The organism is Lysobacter oculi (genome assembly GCF_003293695.1).
Lineage (GTDB): Bacteria > Pseudomonadota > Gammaproteobacteria > Xanthomonadales > Xanthomonadaceae > Solilutibacter > Solilutibacter oculi.
Map to the genome: position 1 here is coordinate 1014093 of NZ_CP029556.1, position 18149 is coordinate 1032241.

Annotated in this window: 18 protein-coding genes and 1 pseudogene; 9 read left to right on the plus strand and 10 right to left on the minus strand. The window is 67.7% G+C overall.

The features are described from left to right. Nucleotides 1-5: 5 nt before the first annotated feature. On the minus strand, nt 6-644 hold the full coding sequence (locus DCD74_RS04885; protein ID WP_112927666.1) for a glutathione S-transferase family protein: 639 nt from the start codon (nt 642-644) through the stop codon (nt 6-8). A 93-nt stretch (nt 645-737) separates the two neighbouring features. On the opposite strand from DCD74_RS04885, the gene DCD74_RS04890 reads away from it, so the two are divergent. Next, on the plus strand, nt 738-2531 hold the full coding sequence (locus DCD74_RS04890; RefSeq protein ID WP_112926333.1) for a M14 family metallopeptidase: 1794 nt from the start codon (nt 738-740) through the stop codon (nt 2529-2531). A 5-nt stretch (nt 2532-2536) separates the two neighbouring features. On the opposite strand, the gene DCD74_RS04895 is transcribed toward DCD74_RS04890, so the two are convergent. Then, the gene (locus tag DCD74_RS04895) at nt 2537-3172 is read right to left on the minus strand and encodes a YdeI/OmpD-associated family protein (RefSeq protein WP_112926334.1); all 636 of its coding nucleotides are present in this window, start codon (nt 3170-3172) and stop codon (nt 2537-2539) included. Between the two features lie 199 nt (nt 3173-3371). Here DCD74_RS04895 and DCD74_RS04900 point away from each other — a divergent pair. Together DCD74_RS04900 and DCD74_RS04905 are read left to right on the plus strand one after the other, a co-directional pair. Next, nucleotides 3372-3817: pseudogene (locus tag DCD74_RS04900) on the plus strand (ribonuclease domain-containing protein). Next, a complete protein-coding gene (locus DCD74_RS04905; protein WP_237049656.1) occupies nt 3814-4275 on the plus strand; it encodes a barstar family protein in 462 nt (153 codons plus the stop codon). Before DCD74_RS04900 ends, DCD74_RS04905 begins: the two are co-directional and overlap by 4 nt. A gap of 74 nt (nt 4276-4349) precedes the next feature. Here DCD74_RS04905 and DCD74_RS04910 read toward each other — a convergent pair whose 3' ends face one another. From DCD74_RS04910 to DCD74_RS04920, 3 genes are all read right to left on the minus strand, one after another. Next, the gene (locus DCD74_RS04910; RefSeq protein ID WP_112926335.1) at nt 4350-5045 is read right to left on the minus strand and encodes a DUF5666 domain-containing protein; all 696 of its coding nucleotides are present in this window, start codon (nt 5043-5045) and stop codon (nt 4350-4352) included. Nucleotides 5046-5153: 108 nt separating this feature from the next. Then, complete coding sequence (locus DCD74_RS04915) at nt 5154-7037, minus strand: ATP-binding cassette domain-containing protein (protein ID WP_112926336.1); 1884 nt, start codon at nt 7035-7037, stop codon at nt 5154-5156. A gap of 387 nt (nt 7038-7424) precedes the next feature. Further along, a complete protein-coding gene (locus DCD74_RS04920) occupies nt 7425-8975 on the minus strand; it encodes a protein adenylyltransferase SelO (RefSeq protein ID WP_112926337.1) in 1551 nt (516 codons plus the stop codon). Between the two features lie 83 nt (nt 8976-9058). Between DCD74_RS04920 and DCD74_RS04925 the strand changes: the two genes are divergently transcribed. The 3 genes from DCD74_RS04925 to DCD74_RS04935 are packed head-to-tail and all read left to right on the plus strand — an operon-like array spanning nt 9059 to nt 12885. Next, the gene (locus DCD74_RS04925; protein ID WP_112926338.1) at nt 9059-10948 is read left to right on the plus strand and encodes a DEAD/DEAH box helicase; all 1890 of its coding nucleotides are present in this window, start codon (nt 9059-9061) and stop codon (nt 10946-10948) included. A 6-nt stretch (nt 10949-10954) separates the two neighbouring features. Then, complete coding sequence (locus tag DCD74_RS04930; protein ID WP_112926339.1) at nt 10955-11710, plus strand: type 1 glutamine amidotransferase; 756 nt, start codon at nt 10955-10957, stop codon at nt 11708-11710. Between the two features lie 44 nt (nt 11711-11754). Then, on the plus strand, nt 11755-12885 hold the full coding sequence (locus DCD74_RS04935; RefSeq protein ID WP_112927668.1) for a BaiN/RdsA family NAD(P)/FAD-dependent oxidoreductase: 1131 nt from the start codon (nt 11755-11757) through the stop codon (nt 12883-12885). A 1-nt stretch (nt 12886) separates the two neighbouring features. On the opposite strand, the gene DCD74_RS12635 is transcribed toward DCD74_RS04935, so the two are convergent. The 4 genes from DCD74_RS12635 to DCD74_RS04950 are packed head-to-tail and all read right to left on the minus strand — an operon-like array spanning nt 12887 to nt 14511. Beyond that, entirely contained in the window at nt 12887-13063 is a 177-nt protein-coding gene (locus tag DCD74_RS12635) for a hypothetical protein (protein ID WP_162615905.1), read from the minus strand. After that, nucleotides 13060-13821 (minus strand): sulfurtransferase, encoded by a 762-nt coding sequence (locus DCD74_RS04940; protein ID WP_112927669.1) that lies wholly within the window; start codon nt 13819-13821, stop codon nt 13060-13062. Before DCD74_RS04940 ends, DCD74_RS12635 begins: the two co-directional genes overlap by 4 nt. An 18-nt stretch (nt 13822-13839) precedes the next feature. Further along, the gene (locus tag DCD74_RS04945; RefSeq protein WP_112926340.1) at nt 13840-14190 is read right to left on the minus strand and encodes a DMT family protein; all 351 of its coding nucleotides are present in this window, start codon (nt 14188-14190) and stop codon (nt 13840-13842) included. Nucleotides 14191-14223: 33 nt separating this feature from the next. Beyond that, the gene (locus DCD74_RS04950) at nt 14224-14511 is read right to left on the minus strand and encodes a hypothetical protein (RefSeq protein ID WP_112926341.1); all 288 of its coding nucleotides are present in this window, start codon (nt 14509-14511) and stop codon (nt 14224-14226) included. Between the two features lie 117 nt (nt 14512-14628). Here DCD74_RS04950 and DCD74_RS04955 point away from each other — a divergent pair, with 117 nt between their 5' ends. Genes DCD74_RS04955 through DCD74_RS04965 form a run of 3 tightly spaced genes read left to right on the plus strand, consistent with a single transcriptional unit; the run spans nt 14629 to nt 17274 of the window. Continuing rightward, nucleotides 14629-16425 carry a sensor histidine kinase gene (locus tag DCD74_RS04955; RefSeq protein ID WP_112926342.1) on the plus strand — a complete coding sequence of 599 codons (1797 nt, stop codon included), beginning with the start codon at nt 14629-14631 and terminating at the stop codon, nt 16423-16425. A gap of 17 nt (nt 16426-16442) precedes the next feature. Next, nucleotides 16443-16883, plus strand: coding sequence for a response regulator (locus tag DCD74_RS04960; protein WP_112926343.1), 441 nt, complete (start codon nt 16443-16445; stop codon nt 16881-16883). Nucleotides 16884-16887: 4 nt separating this feature from the next. After that, complete coding sequence (locus DCD74_RS04965) at nt 16888-17274, plus strand: DNA-binding transcriptional response regulator (RefSeq protein ID WP_112926344.1); 387 nt, start codon at nt 16888-16890, stop codon at nt 17272-17274. A gap of 3 nt (nt 17275-17277) precedes the next feature. Here DCD74_RS04965 and DCD74_RS04970 read toward each other — a convergent pair whose 3' ends face one another. Next, nucleotides 17278-18051, minus strand: a complete 774-nt coding sequence (locus tag DCD74_RS04970) for a DUF2189 domain-containing protein (RefSeq protein WP_112926345.1) — start codon at nt 18049-18051, stop codon at nt 17278-17280. Between the last annotated feature and the right edge of the window lie 98 nt (nt 18052-18149).

Consider the following 18149-nt stretch of genomic DNA (forward strand, 5'->3'; position numbering starts at 1 on the left):
CGGGCTCAGCGCCACTCTTCGAGGCCTTCGCGTGCATAGGTTTCGGCGAAGGCCGGGCGCGCCTTCATCCGCCGGGCCAGCTCGCCCAGATGCGGCCAGCTGTCACCAGGCTTCGGCATGCCGCGCGACCAGCGCAGCAGCATGGTCAGGTAGATGTCGGCCGCCGAAGGCGCATCGCCCAGAAGATAGGGGCCGTGCGCGGCGAGGTGGTCGTCGAGCCGCTGCCAGGCGGCCTCGATGCGCGGCGCGGTGTGCGCATGCACGGCCTCGCGCTGGGACTCGCCGGCCGGTTCCTGCGGGTACCACCACAACCGGAACAAGGGCTGCACCGCGTTGGCGAGGTGGAACATCCACTGGGTGTAGTCGGCGCGCTTCGGGTCGTCGATGGCGGGTGCGAGGCGATGCGCGCGGTCGGCATCGGCCAGGGTCATCAGCAGCGCGGCGGCCTCGAAACGCGGCACGCCGCCGGTCACCAGGGTCGGGACCACGCCATTCGGGTTGAGCGCGAGGTATTCCGGCGCCTTCTGCTGGCCGGACTTCGTATCGACCAGCGCCAGCCGGTGCGGGCGGTCCAGCTCGATGAGCAGCCAATGCACCGCGAAACTGGCCGCGCCCGGGGAGTAATAAAGCGTGTCGTCGTTCATCTGCATGGGTCACATGATGGCATGACCTTCGGGCCCCCTTCCCCATGGCCCGGCGCGGCTACCATCGGGCTTTCGTCACCGCAGGTGCATGACATGGCGCAATCCGCCCGCTCCGTCCCGCTCATCCTCGCCGTCGGCCTGGCGCTCGCGGGCCTGTCCGCGCAGGCCGCGCCACCCTCCAAGGGCGCGCTGACCACGCTCTCGGAACGCAGCGGCTTCCAGAAGACCGGGCGCTACGACGAAGTGATCGCGCTCTGCGGCGCCTTCGCCAAGGCCTACCCTGCATCGGTCAGCTGCTTCGACTTCGGCACCACGCCGGAAGGCCGGCCGATGAAGGCGCTGGCGGTGTCGACGTCCGGCGCGCTGACCCCGGCGGCGGCCAAGGCCAAGGGTTTGCCGGTGGTGCTGGTGCAGGGCGGCATCCATGCGGGCGAGATCGACGGCAAGGACGCGGTGTTCTGGTTGCTGCGCGAACTGCTGGCCGGCCAGGTCGCGAAGGGCGCGCTGGATCGCCAGGTGCTGGTCTTCGTGCCGGTGTTCAACGTGGACGGCCACGAGAACTTCCGCGCCTGGAACCGCCCCAACCAGCGCGGGCCGGAGGAAATGGGCTTCCGCACCACCGCCCAGCGCTACAACCTCAACCGCGATTACGTGAAGGCGGACGCGCCGGAAATGCAGGCGATGCTGCGGCTGGTCAACGCCTGGGACCCGCTGGTGGCGATGGACCTGCACGTCACCGACGGCGCCAAGTTCCAGCACGATGTCTCGATCACCGCGCAGCCGGTGAACAGCGGCGATGCCGGGCTGCAGCAGGCCGGGCGCGCACTGCGCGACGGCATCCTCACCCGGCTCACCGCGCAGGGTTCGATGCCGGTGCCGTTCTACCCGAGCTTCGTGGAAGAGGACGACCCGGCTTCCGGCTTCTCCGAAGGCGTGTCCACGCCGCGCTTCTCGCACGGCTATTTCGTGCTGCGCAACCGCATCGGCATCCTGGTCGAGACCCACAGCTGGCGCACCTATCCCGAGCGCGTCCGCACCACCCGCAACACCGTGCTCGACCTGCTGGAGCTGGTCGCGGCCCACGGCGGCGACTGGTCGGCCACCGCGAAGGCGGCGGACCTGCGCGCGGCCAAGCTCGCCGGGCAGCCGGTGCCACTGGCCTGGAAGGTGTTGGACGATGCCCGCACCATCGATTTCCAGGGCTATGCCTACACCCGCACGCCGTCGGCGATTTCCGGCGCGTTGATGACGCGCTACGACGAAACGAAGCCGCAGGTGTGGAGGATTCCGCTGCGCGACCAGGTGGCCCCGGCCCTGCAGGTGAAGGCGCCGGGCGCGGGCTATCTGGTGCCGGTGGCATGGGCGCCCTACGTCGCGCCGAAGCTGCAGGTGCATGGCATCGAATACCGCACGCTGCGAGGGCCGCTGAAGGATGTGGCGGCTGAGACCTTCCGCGCCACCTCCGCCAGGTTCTCGCCGGCTTCGGTCGAAGGCCACCAACGCGTGGCGCTGGAAGGCGCATGGCAGCCGGAGCGGCGCGACCTGCTGGCCGGCGCGTTGTTCGTGCCGATCGCGCAGCCGAAGGCGCGGCTGGTGATGAACCTGCTGGAACCGCAGGCGCCGGATGCCATCGCCGGTTGGGGCGAAATGAACAACGCCTTCGAGCAGAAGGAATACATGGAGGACTACGTCGCCGAGGAGCAGGCCGAAGCGATGCTCGCGCGTGATCCGGCGCTGAAGGCCGCCTTCGACAAGCGCCTGCGCGAGGACGCCGACTTCGCCAAATCCCCCGCCGACCGGCTGGACTTCTTCTATCGCCTGCACCCGGCCTACGACCGCGATTACCTGCGCTATCCGGTCATCCGCGTCGAACGCGCGCCGGACTGAGCACCTCAGCAGTTTTCGTATTTCCAGTTGCGGCGCTTGCCCTCGCCCAGCCACTCGATGGCCTGGGCGATGCGGCGTTCGCGGGTGTCGTCGCGCATGGCCTCGTTGATCCAGTCGATGTATTCGCGGCGCTGGCCCGGCGGGAAGGCTTCGAAATGCTTGCGGGCGACGGGATGGGCCTTCAGCGCGGCGGCGAATCCGGGCGGCGGGACGGCTTCGGGCCTGGCCGTTCGCGCGGGCCTCGGCCTGGCTGACGCGGTGCCGGCCGCGGCTTCATCGATCAACTGCATCGCGCGCCTGATATGCGACTTCAACAGCGCGGGCTTGGGGATGTCGGCGGCGGTGCGCAGCTTGCCGTAGCTGCCCATGCCGGTGCGGGCTGCCGATGCCGCCTCGCCCAGCACCTCGGCGTGCTGCCAGTAGCCGAACGACATGTGCTGCTTGAAGGCCGCCATGCCGCACAGGATCTTGCCGCGATAGAGGAAGGTCGGCATCCCCCATTTGATCGCTTCCTCGGCCTGCGGGCAGGCGCGGTGCACGGCGTCGCGCAGGGCGGCGAGCATGGGCCGGAAATCGGGGTTGGCCGCATCCAGATAGGCATCGATGGCCGGGATGCGTTCGGGTGGAAGTTTGGATGTCATATCTCCGACCTCAGCTCGAATGGAACCCTGCCCGCGATCACGAGGGCCGACCGGGGCATCCCCCACGACCCTCGACAACCCGACGGCCATCATGCCAAAGGGCGCGTCGGCAACGGCAGCAACCCGACAGCGATCCGCGAACACGCCCTGCTGTCCGGGCGCTGACCACAGCACCGCGCAGCTGACCTAGACTTTGCCGATGCGCAGGAATCCTTGGTTACTCCCCTTGCTGCTGTTGGCGGGCCTGGCCCTGTCGTGGTGGCTGAACCGGGCCGGTCATTCCGGCTCCGACACACCGCTGCCCGCACCCGCCGGCCAGCAGGCCCCCGCGTCGCGCAACGAGGCGCCGCAACCGCGTGTCTCCCGCGATGCCCGGCTGCCGCGCGAAGCGCTGGACACCATCGCCCTGATCCAGCGTGGCGGCCCGTTCCCGCACCGGCAGGACGGCGCGACCTTCGGCAACCGCGAAGGCCGGCTGCCGCGCCAGCCGCGTGGCTGGTACCGCGAATACACCGTGGACACGACACGCCCGGCCTCTCGCATCGCGGCGCGCGCCGCATCGTCACCGGCGGCAACCCGCCGCGCGAGTGGTATTACACCGACGACCATTACGACAGCTTCCGCCGCATCGAGGTGCAGCCATGAGCGACAACGAGCAGCACCCGCTCGATCTGCGCGACCCGCGCCAGGCCGGCGTCTATCGCGTGATGCGTGCCGATGTCGTGCCGTTGATGGCGCTGGCGCAGGACGAGTTCGTGGCCATCCACGACATCGACTTGCATGGCATCGACGACAAGCCGACGCTGCTGGCGCGGATCGGCGAGGCGCTGCAGTTTCCGGCCGGCTGGGGCGGCAACTGGGATGCGCTGGCCGATGCGCTCAACGACCTGTCATGGCTGGGCGAATCGACGCCGCGCCTGCTGGTCTGGCGCGGCATGGACCAGCTGCATGCGCGTGCGCCGGAACTCGAATCCACCCTCTGCGACATTCTTGAAGAAGCCAGCGCGCGTTGGGCCGCCGACGGCGTGGCGATGTGGTCGCTGCTGAGCCTGGCGCACATCCCCGACGAAGACCAGGACGAAGACGACGCATCATCCGGATAAGCATCGAAGGAATGCAGATGCGAAGAAGCCGGCACAAGCCGGCTTCCCCATTTTCCAACTGATGAAAGTGCCGGTCAGCGCTCGCGCACGCTGGTGTCGACGATGATGCGCTGGGCCAGATACTCGCCATTGCCGACGGCGCGGCCTTCGATGCGGATCACATCGCCACGTTCCAGCTGGGACACCTGATAACGCTGGCCGCGGTATTCGACCACGGTGTACTGGTCGTAGCGCACGCGGTCATTGCTGCCGCTGTAACCGCCACGCGTGAAGTTGATGACCTGGTTGCGGGTGTCGATGTAGGTCACCGCGCCACCCAGCGTGTTGCCGTAGACCGGCGAACCGCCGCCGCGCACGTCCTGCAGCACTTCGATGCTGCGCGCCCACCAGCGCCCGCTGGACTGCACGGCTTCCACGCGGATGCGGTCGCCGTTCTCCAGTCCGTTCGGTGCCACCTGCCGGCCCTGGTAGGACGCGACGGTGTTGCGGTCGTAATACATTTCGATGCGGCCACCACTGCTGCCATAGCCGCCATCGCTGCGCAGCATGAAGCGTGCGTTGGCGTGGTCCACGCCATCCACGTTGCCGGTGATCGCCTGCCCGTAGCCGGGCTGCGAAGGCGGATAGCCCTGCCCCGGATACTGGCCGCCCGGATAGCCACCGCTGCCACCGGGATATCCGCCCAGCCCACCGACGCTCATGCAGCCGGACAATGAAAGCGCGGCAGCCAGCGCGGCCACGGCGGAAAGTGAAGTGCGCAGACGGGTCATGGCGTTCTCCTGTCGAGGGATGCGGCCATCTGGCCACCGCCCCGGTGAACGACAGGTCAGCGGCCGCATGAACCGCGTCGACCGGTTCAGCTTGACGCGGACCTCAGCTCAGTCGCCGTCGAGTTCCTGCCAGCGGACATAGGCGGCGTCGAGCTCGGCCTGCATCGCCGCGAGCGCGTCGTTGTCGGCCTGCACGGCGGCGGCATCGCGCTGGAAATAGGCGGGCTCGTTCATCCGCGCGGTGTGTTGGGCGATGTCGGCTTCCAGCGCTTCGATGCGGCCGGGCAGCGCCTCCAGCTCGCGGGTTTCCTTGTAGCCGAGCTTCTTCCTTGCCGATGCGACAGGGATGGGCGATGCGGCTTCGGGCACGGCCGGTTTCGTCGCCGCGACCGGCTTCGACGCGAGCGACGCATCAGGCCGTTGCCGCAGCCAATCGCTGTAACCGCCGACGTACTCACCGATGCGACCTCCCCCTTCCATCACCAGGGTGGACGTCACCACGTTGTCGAGGAACTCGCGGTCGTGGCTGACCATGAGCAGCGTGCCGGGGTAGTCGGCCAGCAGTTCTTCCAGCAGCTCCAGTGTCTCGACATCGAGATCGTTGGTCGGTTCGTCCATCACCAGCAGGTTGGACGGCTGCGCGAACAACTTGGCCAGCAGCAGCCGGTTGCGCTCGCCGCCGGACAGCCGGGTGATCGGCGCACGCGCGCGTTCCGGCGTGAACAGGAAGTCCTGCAGGTAGCCGATGACATGCTTGCGCTTGCCGCCGATCTCCACGAATTCCTGGCCTTCGGAGACGTTTTCAAGCGCGTTCCAGTCCTCGCGCAGGGTGGCGCGGTACTGGTCGAAATAGGCGACCTGCAGCTGCGTGCCCTGCCTCACTTCGCCGGCATCGGGTTGCAGCTCGCCCAGCAGCAGCTTGAGCAGCGTGGTCTTGCCGCTGCCGTTGGGCCCGATCAGGCCGATGCGGTCGCCGCGCAGCACCACGGTGTCGAGGCCGCGCACCAGCGGCGCCGCCCCATGCGCGAAGGACACGTCCTTCACTTCGATCACCTTCTTCCCGGAGGACTGGCTTTCCGCTACTTCCATCCGCACCTTGCCGGTCTGTTCGCGGCGCGCGGCGCGTTCGTTGCGCATCGCCTTCAGGCGGCGCACCCGGCCTTCGTCGCGGGTCCGGCGCGCCTTGATGCCCTGCCGGATCCACGCTTCCTCCTGCGCCAGCAGCTTGTCGAAGCGCGCGTTTTCCTGCGCTTCGGAATGCAGGCGCTCTTCGCGGCGGCGCAGGTAGTTGTCCCAATCCCCCGGCCAACTGCTGACGCGGCCACGGTCGATCTCGACGATGCGCGTGGCCAGTTGCCGCAGGAACCGGCGGTCATGGGTGACGAACACCAGCGCCCCGCTCCAGCCTTTCAGGAAGCCTTCGAGCCAGTCGATCGCGGCGATGTCGAGGTGGTTGGTGGGCTCGTCCAGCAGCAGCAGGTCGGGCTCGGCGACCAGCGCGCGCGCCAGCAGCACGCGGCGTTTCATGCCGCCGGACAGCCGCCCGAAGTCGGCATCGCCATCCAGCTCCAGCCGTTGCAGGGTCTCGCCGACGCGCTGGTCCAGCGACCAGCCCTGCACGGCTTCGATCTTCGCCTGCACGTCGGCCAGCTGGTCGGTGTCGATGTCGGCTTCGTGGATGAGGTGGTGGTAGCGCGCCAGCAACGCACCGGCATCGCCCAGGCCTTCGGCCACCACGTCGAACACGCTGCCGGATGCGCCGATCGGCACTTCCTGTTCCAGCCGCGCGATGCGGACACCGGATTCGAGGCGGATGTCGCCGTCGTCGGGTTTGATGTCGCCGCTGATCAGCTTCATCAGGGTGGACTTGCCGGCGCCGTTGCGGCCGATCAGCGCGATGCGTTCGCCGGGCTCGATGGCCAGATCGACCTGTTCGAGCAGCAGCGGGCCGCCGACGCTGTAGTCGACGGCATTGAAGGTAATGAGGGGCATGCGGGGATTTTACGGGGGATGGCGGCGTTGGACGCGTTGCGGGCGAATCCGGGTGAGTCGAGATGCGGTCGCGTTTCCAATCTGGAGTGTGCTCAGGAATGTACGCGTGTAAGTGGAAGCGTGATGCGGCGGGCCTCGTTTCGCTTCTAGTCTGGAGAAGCACAAAAATCGACACGCATCAGTCGAGGTCCGGATACGACCGGTCTGGCTTGAGCGCGGCAGGACGCCGCGCTCGAGTCCCCATGCGCTCCCCCGGACCTGCTGTCACGCAATCAGAGAGGTACAGGGCGTGGCAACAACGCCACGCAGCCATGCGAATTCGGTGTGTGACGAGCGGCGTCCGCAATCGTGCGGATTCAAGGCGTGTCAGCCAACGGGCATCACCCGTCAGGACGAACACGACAACATCGAACACCCCGCCTTTTCGCGCGCCCAGTCCGGGCGCTTGCCGGCGAAATATTCGCGACCCGGCTGGTCGTCGTACGGGTGCCGCATCACTTCCAACAGATCGTGGATGCCTGCTTCGTCACCCGCCTCCGCCCGCTCGATAGCCGCCTGCGCCAGCCAGTTGCGCAGGATGTACTTCGGGTTGGCCTGCCGCATCGTCTCCCGGCGTGTCGCCTCATCGAAGGCGTTGTCGGCCAGTCGCGCGCGATAGCGGGCCAGCCAGCCGGCCAGCTCATCCGCATGCGCATCGCGCTTGGCGTCGTCGTAGAAGGCATCGGCGAACACCTCCGGCGAAGCCACATCCCCTGCATCAGACAGCGCGCGGAAGAAGATCGTCATGTCCACTTCGGCACGTTGCATCCACGCCTGCAGGTCGCGCATCAGGGCCAGATCGTCGTCGCGGCATTCGGCCAGCCCAAGTTTGCGCGCGGTGTTCTCGCGGTCCATGCGGCCGTACTCGCGGCCATAGGCCTCCAGCCCCGCCTGCAGCGGCGCGATGTCATCGAACAAGGGCGACAGCGCGGCGGCCAGCTTTTGCAGGTTCCACAACGAGATGCGCGGCTGCCAGCCGAAACGGTAGCGGCGCCCCTGCGCGTCGGTGGTGTTGGGCGTGAAGTCGGGATCGTAGTCGTCGATCCAGCCATACGGCCCGTAGTCGATGGTCAGCCCGAGCACGCTCAGGTTGTCGGTGTTCATCACCCCGTGCACGAAGCCCACGCGCATCCACTCCGCCATCAGCCGCGCGGTGCGCACGGCGATCTCGTTGAACCACGCAGCCAGCGCATCGTCACGACTACTCAAGTGCGGGAAATCGCGGTCGATGCAGAACTCGGCCAAGGTGCGCAGCAGGGCCACATCCCCGCGCGAAGACGGCAGCTCGAAATGCCCGAAGCGCAGGAACGAAGGTGCCGCGCGGCAGACGATGGCTCCCGGTTCCGGCTTCGGGTGGCCGTCGTAGAACATGTCGCGGACCACGGCATCGCCGGTCGATACCAGCGACAGCGCACGCGTGGTCGGGATGCCCAGGTGGTGCATCGCCTCGCTGCAGAGGAATTCGCGAACCGACGAACGCAGCACCGCGCGGCCATCGGCGTGGCGCGAATACGGGGTCTGGCCGGCGCCTTTCAGTTGCAGCTCCCAGTGCCGGCCATCGGGGGCGATGGCTTCGCCCAGGGTGATCGCGCGGCCGTCGCCCAGTTGCCCGGCCCAGCTGCCGAACTGGTGGCCGCCGTAATTGGTGGCGTGCGGCTGCATGCCGGGCAGCAGGGCGTTGCCGCCGAAGACCTGCGCGAAGGCCGGCGATGCCGCATCGGCTTCGGTCAGGCCGAGCGTCTCCAGCATCTCTTTCGAGGTGGCGATGACGCGTGGGGCGGCGACCGGCGTGGGCGTGAGCGGCGACCACATCGCGCCCTCGACCTGGCGCACGAAGTTGCGCGGCTCGGGATCGCCGGGCAATTCGCGCGGGAAACGGTTGTCGAAACGGAGTTCCATCCCCATGACCTGCGGCCGGCCCCTGCGGATAACAAGCGTAGAATGGCCGACCATTCGTTTGCGCCATGCGCAGGAGACCCGCCATGAGCGTTGAAACACCCGGCCCCGAGGGTGCCGCCAAGCCCGCCTTCACCGACCTGGGCCTGCCCGACACCCTGCTGAAGGCCCTGTCGGAAGTCGGCTACGAGAGCCCCTCGCCGATCCAGGCCGCGACCATTCCGCCGCTGCTGGCCGGCCGCGACGTGCTGGGCCAGGCCCAGACCGGCACCGGCAAGACCGCCGCCTTCGCGCTGCCGATCCTGGCCCGCATCGACCCCAAGATGGCCGCGCCGCAGGCACTGGTGCTGGCACCGACCCGCGAACTGGCGATCCAGGTCAGCGAGGCCTTCCAGAAATACGCCCACCACCTGCCCGGCTTCCACGTGCTGCCGATCTACGGCGGCCAGAGCTATACGCCGCAGCTGCAGGCGCTCCGCCGCGGCGTGCAGGTCGTCGTCGGCACGCCGGGTCGCGTCATCGACCACCTGGAACGCGGCTCGCTGGACCTGTCCAAGCTGCGCACCCTGGTGCTAGACGAAGCCGACGAAATGCTCCGCATGGGCTTTGTGGATGACGTCGAGGCGGTGGTGAAGAAGTGCCCGCCGGAGCGCCAGATCGCGCTGTTCTCGGCCACCATGCCGCCGCCGATCAAGCGCATCGCCCAGACCTACCTGCGCAACCCGGAGGAAGTGGCGATCAAGGCCACGACTACCACCGGCGAGAACATCCGCCAGCGCTACTGGCTGGTCAGCGGCCTGCACAAGCTGGACGCGATCACCCGCATCCTCGAAGCCGAGACCTTCGACGCGATGATCGTGTTCGCGCGCACCAAGCTCGGCACCGAGGAACTGGCGGAGAAGCTGGCCGCGCGTGGCATCGCCGCCGCCGCCATCAACGGCGACATGGAGCAGAAGTCGCGCGAGCGCACCATCCAGCGCCTCAAGGACGGCCAGCTCGACGTGCTGGTCGCCACCGACGTCGCCGCACGCGGGCTGGACGTGGAACGCATCACCCACGTGCTGAATTTCGACATCCCCTACGACACCGAGAGCTACGTCCACCGCATAGGCCGCACCGGGCGTGCCGGGCGCAAGGGCGAGGCGATCCTGTTCGTCACGCCGCGCGAGCGCGGGATGCTGCGCGCCATCGAACGCGCGACGCGCCAGCCGATCGAGCCGATGCAGCTGCCGAGCGCGCAGGACGTCAACCAGCAGCGCGTCACCCGCTTCCGCGACCGCATCACCGGTGCGCTGGAAGGCAGCGACAGCGACATGTTCCGCGGCCTGCTGGAGGATTTCGAGCGCGAGCAGAACGTACCGATGGTCGAGATCGCCGCCGCGCTGGCCCAGCTGGTACAGGGCGACACGCCGATGTTCCTGCCCAACGATCCGCCGCCGGCCCCGCCGCGCGAGCGCAGCGACCGCCCCGAACGCGGCGAGCGCCCCGCCCGCAACAATGACTACGCGCCCAAGACGCGCGAAGGTGAAAGCGCACCGCGGGTCGAGCGCGCCACGCATGGCGGCCCGGATGTCGGCATGCAGACGTATCGCATCGAAGTGGGCCACGAGCATCGCGTGAAGCCGGGCAACATCGTCGGCGCCATCGCCAACGAGGCCGAGCTGGAAGCGCGCTACATCGGCCGCGTCGATATCCGCGACGACTACACGCTGGTCGACCTGCCCGAAGGCATGCCGCCGGAGCTGCTGCAGTTCCTGCAGAACGTGCGCGTGGCCGGCCGCCCGATCCGCATGAAGCTCGCCACCGATGCCGACCTGGACGCGCCGGTGCGCAAGCCGCGCTTCGCCGGCAAGGGCCGCTTCGACAACGACGGCGGCGACCGTCCGCGCAAGCCCGGCGGGTTCAAGCCCAAGCCGGGCTTCGGCGGCGGCTTCGACAAGCCGCGCGGGCCGCGCAAGCCGCGCAAGCCGCGCTGAGTCGCGATGCCGCGCCTGTTGGTCTTCCAGCATGTGGCTGCGGAGCCGCTGGGCACGCTGGATGCCCTGATCCGCCGGCGCGGCCACCGGATGCGCTTCGTCAATTTCGAGCGCGAACCCGATGCGGTCCCCAACGTGGACCGCTATCGCGGGCTCATCGTGCTCGGCGGGCCGATGAACGTGGAAGACCAGCCGCATCGCCATCATCTGGCCACCGAAATGCGCGCGATCGAAGCGATGCTGCGGCAGGGCAAGCCGGTGCTCGGCATCTGCCTGGGCGCGCAGCTGCTGGCCCACGTGCTGGGCGCGCCGGTCTGCCGGCATGACGCGCCGGAAACCGGCTGGCATCCGCTGGCGCTGACCGAAGCCGGGCGCCGCGACCCGGTGCTCTCGCATTACGGCTGCGGCGCCCCGGTGTTCCAGTGGCATCGCTACCGCTTCGACATCCCCGAAGGCGCCGTGCATCTGGCCGAGACCGGGCAGTGCGCGCCGCAGGCCTTCCGCCACGGCGACAACGCCTACGGTTTCCAGTTCCATCTTGAAGTCGACCTGCCACTGATCGCGCGCTGGCTCGGCAACCGCGCCTATGTCGATGAACTGGCGGCGCACGGCCATGCCATCGACAGCGCCCGCCTGCTGGCGGAATCCGAAGCCCACCTGCCACCGATGCAGGCGCATGCGGAGGCCGTCTTCAACGCCTTCCTCGATCTGGTCGGCCGCCCCGACCGGCGCTACACCCTGCCTTCGAGGGAGTGGACGTGAAGCCCTACGACGTCCTCATCATCGGCGGCGGCGCGGCCGGGCTGATGTGCGCGCTGACCGCCGGCCAGCGTGGCCTGCGCGTCCGGGTGATCGAACATGCCGAACGCTGCGGCAAGAAGATCCTGATGTCGGGCGGTGGCCGCTGCAACTTCACCAATACCGGCGCCACGCCCGCGCAATACCTCTCGGCCAACCCGCATTTCTGCAAGTCGGCACTGGCGCGTTACACCCCGGCCGACTTCATCGAGATGGTCGAGCGCCACGGCATCACCTGGCACGAGAAGGAGCTTGGCCAGCTGTTCTGCGACGAGTCGTCAAAGCAGATCGTGCGGATGCTGCTGGACGAATGCGAATGGGCCGACGTGGAGATCAGCACCGGCTGCAGCGTTGAAAATATCGAACATGGCGATGGCGGCTTCACGCTGCGTACCTCGCAGGGTGCGTGCAGCGCGCCGGCGCTGGTCGTCGCCTGCGGTGGGTTGTCGATCCCGCGCATGGGCGCCACCGGCTTCGGCTACCAGATCGCGCGGCAGTTCGGCCATGAAGTGCTGCCCACCCGCGCCGGCCTGGTGCCGTTGACGCTGTCGGGCACGCACCTCGAACGGCTGGCCGACCTGAGCGGCCTGTCGCTGCCGGTCGAAGTGCATTGCGGCAAGGTCAGCTTCCGCAACGCGATGCTGCTCACCCATCGCGGGGTGAGCGGGCCGGCCATCCTGCAGATCAGTTCGTACTGGCGCGAAGGCGATGCGCTCACCATCGACCTGCTGCCCGGCGTGGACGCACGCGCATTGCTGGATGACTGGACTGCGACGCGCCGCGACGCCCAGCTGCAGACCCTGCTCGGCGAGGTGCTGCCGAAGCGCTTCGCGCAACGGCTGATCGAACACGGGCTGCCCAACAAATCGATGCGCCAATACACCCCGCGCGAACTGGAGACGCTGGCCGCCACGCTGTCGGCATGGCCGCTGGTCGCCAGCGGCACCGAGGGCTACCGCACCGCCGAAGTCACCCTGGGCGGCGTGGATACCGACGGTTTGTCATCCAGCACGATGATGTCGAAGCACATGCCCGGTCTGTATTTCATCGGCGAGGTGGTGGATGTCACCGGCTGGCTGGGCGGCTACAACTTCCAGTGGGCCTGGGCCTCGGGCCGCGCGGCAGGCATGGCGCTCTGACTCAGTGCATGAAGGCCGGCAACGGCCAGCCGAACACCTGCGCGAAGAAGTAATAAGCCACTGCAGCGAGCGCGCACCACAGCGTCACCTTCAGCGCGAAACCCACCACCTTGGCGATCAGCCAGCCGATCACCACGGCGATGACGATCGGCACCAGCATCGCCGGATCGAAATTCATCGCTGCACCTCCGGCGCGGGCACGGGTTCATCGCGCACCGGCTTGAGCGCCGGGTCCAGCGCGATGCGCTCGTCGAAGACGAAGCAGGCGCCGTCATAGCCTTCGCCGCCCACTTCCTCGAAGTAGCGGAGGATGCCGCCCTCCAGCTGCAGCACGTTGTCCAGCCCGATGCCGCGCATCCACGGCGCCGCCTTTTCGCAACGGATGCCGCCGGTGCAGAAGCTCACCACGGTGGCGTCGCGCAGTTCGTCGCGGATGGCTTCGACCGCCGCCGGCAGGTCGTTGAAGTTGTCGATGGGCAAGGTCAATGCGCCGTGGAAGGTGCCGTGTCCGAACTCCTCGCGGTTGCGGGTATCGAGCAGCAACAGCGGCTTGCCTTCATCGTCATGGCCGGCGCGGATCCAGCGCTGCAGCGTCAACGCATCCACGCCCGGCGCGCGTGCTTCGCCGACGCCCGCAGCACGGCCGGCGAACGGCACGATCTCGCGCTTCTCCTTCACCTTGAGCCGCGCGAACGGCACATGCGTGCTCCAGCTCTCCTTCGCCACGATGCCTTCGAAGCGTGCATCGCCCCGCAGCCAGCCAAGGAAACCGCGCACATCGGCCTCGCCGCCGGCCAGGAACAGGTTGATGCCCTCGCCCGCCACCAGCACGCTGCCGAGCAGGCCACGCGCCTCGCACTGCGAACGGATGGCCTCGGCCACGGCGGGTACATCGGCGATGTCCACGAACAGGTAGGCGGCGATATTCAGCTTCATCGCGCGCATTTTACGGGCTCAGCGCCGGCCCCAGAACGCAAAGCCGACCGCCGCGACCAGGCACAGGTAGGACGCCACGGTGTTCCACTTCATCTGTTCGCCAAACACCAGCCACGCCACCACGCTGAAGACGGCAAGCGTGATGCATTCCTGCAGGATCTTCATCTGGCTCAATGTCATCACGCTGGAGCCGATGCGGTTGCCGGGCACCATGAAGCAGTATTCGAAGAACGCGAGCCCCCAGCTGGCCACGATGGCGATCCACAGCGGGCTGCCCTTGAACTTGAGGTGGCCGTACCACGCCAGGTTCATGAAGACGTTGGAGATGGTCAGCAACGCCAGGAACTTGAGAAGGGTGGCATTGGGCATGGCGATATCGCGCGTGGTCAGGGTGCCGGCATGCTAGCGCGCGGCCGGCGCTTCCCGGCGTGCTTCACGCAGGGCCGCTTCGTCCTCCGAACTGCCGGCGCTCCAGCGCGTGCGCTCCATCAGCAGCACGATCAGCACCACGAACAGCACCGCGCAGACCGCGGCCACGGCGAGATAGATGACGCTGCGCCGACGGGCCCGTGCACGTATCTCGGCTTCACTCAGCCAACTGTCCGGGCGACGCGGGGCGACCTGCAGCCCGCGCATCCCCGCCAAGGGGTCCTGCCTGCCTTCGTGCCCGCCTTCGTCACTCACGTTCATGAACACGCTTCGGGTAATGGAGGGACGATGGTAAGCGCGTGCCTGCATTCCGTTGAATGATGGCCGGGCGTCAAGGATGATGCGGAAGATTCACCTCCTCCATCACTCAAGGGTCGCATGAACTTCTGGCGCTTCCAGTGGCTGCTCTACGCCTTCGTCGCCTTCATCGTGGTGGCGCCGTTCCTGCTGTTGCGACAGGCCAACCAGCGCATCCAGGATGCCGACCTGATGCTGGCGCACACCCGCGAAGTCGAATCCGTCGCCAGCCAGTTGCTGTTCCAGGTGCGCGACCTCGAATCCGCCGCCGCCACGATCACCGCGGGGGTCGACGTTCCCAACGCGCGTCGCCGTGTCGCCGAGAGCGAGCAGGCCATCCCGCCGCTGATCCGTCAGCTAGTGGACATCACACTCGACAATCCGCGCCAGCAGCTGCAGGTGGGCGAGTTGCGCACGCGCATCCTACAGCGCGAGCAGCTGAGTCAGCGCATCATCAATGCCACCGACCCCGCCGAACGCAAGCGCCTGCTGGCGATGATGGTCAACGAGTTCCCGATGCGTGGCGCCGCCGTCGGCGTGCTCAAGGAAGAACAGATACTGCTCGCCCAACGCACTCGGCAGGCGACCACCCTGCGACGCCAGGGCGAACGCTTCTCGCTGGCGGCCATGCTGGTCCAGCTTGCCCTGCTCAGCCTGCTGCTGTGGATGGCGCTCCGGCACCAGCGCGGACGCGCCGCGGCCGAGCAGCAGGCCAATCGCGCCAACCTGCGCGCATTGACGGTGATGCAGTCGATCCGCGAACCCATCGCGCTGATCGACCACGAGCAGCGCGTGGTGATGCACAACACCGCCTTCGACGAGCTCTATGGCGATGGCGACGAAAGTACGCCCATCGACGGGCTCTCCATCGGCGAGATCGGCGGCGATGCATGGACCGGCCACGGGGTCACACAGCGTCTGCGCGACGTGCTGAGCCGTGGCCGCGAACTGTGGGATTTCGAGATCCAGCAGACCACCCGCGACGGCATCGACCGCATCATGCTGCTCAACGCCCGCCGCATGTCCCTGCCCGACAGTGACGAAGAGGTCGCCCTGCTCACGCTCAGCGACATCACCACGCAGAAGGCTTCGGAGCGCGAGATCTCGGAGCTCAACCAGCAACTCGAAGGCAAGATCGAACAGGTGTCCGACGTCAATCGCGAGCTGGAGGCCTTCAGCTACTCCGTCTCGCACGACCTGCGTGCACCGCTGCGGCATATCGCGGGATTCGCCGACAAGCTCAAGCAGCATCTCGGCGACGTTGGCGACGAGCGCACACGCCACTACATCGCGACCATCGACGCCTCGGCCAAGCGCATGGCGGCGCTCATCGACGACCTGCTGGTGTATTCGCGGCTCGGGCGCAGCGCGCTCCGCCTGCAGGCGGTGGACATGCAGTCACTGGTCGCCGAGACACGCGCCCTGCTGGATGCGAACGTGGCCGCCGACACGCCCGGTCGTCGCATCGAGTGGAACGTCGGTCCGTTGCCCATCGTGGTCTCGGACGAGAACATGATGCGGCAGGTCTGGCTCAACCTGATGGGCAACGCGGTCAAGTACAGCGGCCCGCGCGAGCGCACGGTCATCGACATCAGCCATCGCCGCCTGGATGACGGCCGCCACGAATTCACCGTGAAGGACAACGGCGTCGGCTTCGACATGCAATACGCGGGCAAACTGTTCGGCGTGTTCCAGCGCATGCACAAGGCCAACGAATTCCCGGGTACCGGCATCGGCCTGGCCAGCGTCCAGCGCGTGCTCATGCGGCATGGCGGCCAGATTTCGGCTGAATCGGAAGTTGACCGCGGCAGTACGTTCCGGTTTACCCTTCCTGCGATGCTGGACAATCCGTCGCCGGCCCTGCCCGCCTCGCACTGAACACACCAAGGAATTCGATGAAGGACATCCTGCCGATCCTGCTTGCCGAAGACAGCCCCGCCGACGCGGAGATGGCCATCGACGCGCTGCGCGAAGCCAACCTGGCCAATCCCATCGTCCATGTCGAAGACGGCGTGGAAGTGATGGACTTCCTGCTGCGGCAGGGCCGCTTCGCCGATCGCGAACCGGGGCATCCGTCGGTGCTGCTGCTCGACATCAAGATGCCGCGCATGGACGGGCTGGAAGTGCTGCAACGCATCCGCGACAACGAGGAGCTCAAGCACATCCCGGTGGTCATCCTGTCCTCGTCGCGCGAAGAGAGCGACCTGGCCCACAGCTGGAACCTCGGCGTGAATGCCTATGTGGTGAAGCCGGTCGATGTGATGCAGTTCTTCGAAGCGGTGAAGACGCTCGGCCGTTTCTGGGCCGTGTTCAACCAGCGCCCGCAGCACGACTGACCGGGTGCATACGCATTTCATGCAACCCCTGCGCATCCTGCTGATCGAAGACAACGCCGACGACGCCGAGCTGATCGCCTTCGAACTGGACGATGCCGGCATCGTGCACGAGCTGCACCGGGTGGAACTGCGCGCGGAACTCGACGCCGCCCTCGACTGCGACCAGTGGTCACTGGTGATCTGCGATTCGCGGCTGCCCGGCTATACCGGCATCGAGGCCTTCGGCTGGGTGCGCAGGCGGATGCCGGCGATTCCCTTCCTGTTCTGCATCGGCGACCTGCACATCGACGACCCGGCGCTGGCCAAAAGCATCAAGGCCTCCAACGGCTGGGTGTCGAAGGACCGGCTGGGCGAACTGCCTTCCGCCGTCCGGGCTGCGATCAGCGCCTGAGCCTCACGGCAGCGCCGGCCAGGCTTCGGCATCCAGCGTTTCGCGCGCCGCATGCCAGCTGGCATAGGCCAGCCACGGCATCACCAATCCCAACCCGATGAAGGCGGTGGCGAAGCCGAGCACCGTCAGCACGATGATGATGGCCGCCCACAGCGCCATCGGCCCCTTGTTGCGCAGCACCGCGTTCACGCTGGATACGCCGGCGGTGACCATGTCGACATCGCGGTCGGCGATCAGCGGCAGCGATAGTGCGGCCACGGCGAAAGTCAGGGCCGCGAACATCCCGCCCACCACCGAGCCGATGGCCAGATATTCCAGCAGCGCGATGCGGTCGCCCTCGATGGTCGGCGACAGCGCGGTGATCACCATGCCGGCGCGCGACCACAGCAGGATGATCACGCCCTGCGCCAGCGCGAACACCGTCGCCTGCCCCATCACCCGTTTCGCCAGCACGAAGGAATCGGCCAGCCGTGGCACTTCGCCCCGCTCCAGCGCGCGGCTCACGCAGTACAGGCCCACGCAGATCAGCGGCGCGACGAAGACGAAGCCCGACAGCAGCGTGGCCAGCAGCGCGAACCGCCCGAGCTTCCACGCCAGCGCCGCGATCAGCACGCTGACCACCACGATCACCGCGCCGAACACGGCGGTCAGCGCGGGCGTGCGGCGCAGGTCGCGCCAGCCGGCCCGCAGCCATCGGCAGGGCGCGTCCATGCCCAGCGTCCGGCACGGCACCACGAACGGCGGCGCTTCTTCATTGTGTGATGCGGGTTGATTCATCCGGCCTCCCGATGTCGCGATGGAGGATACGGATGGCGCTGCCGCAAGGCGTGCGGCGGCGCAACACGTTGATGCTTAACCGGTCGTTGACGCGCCGA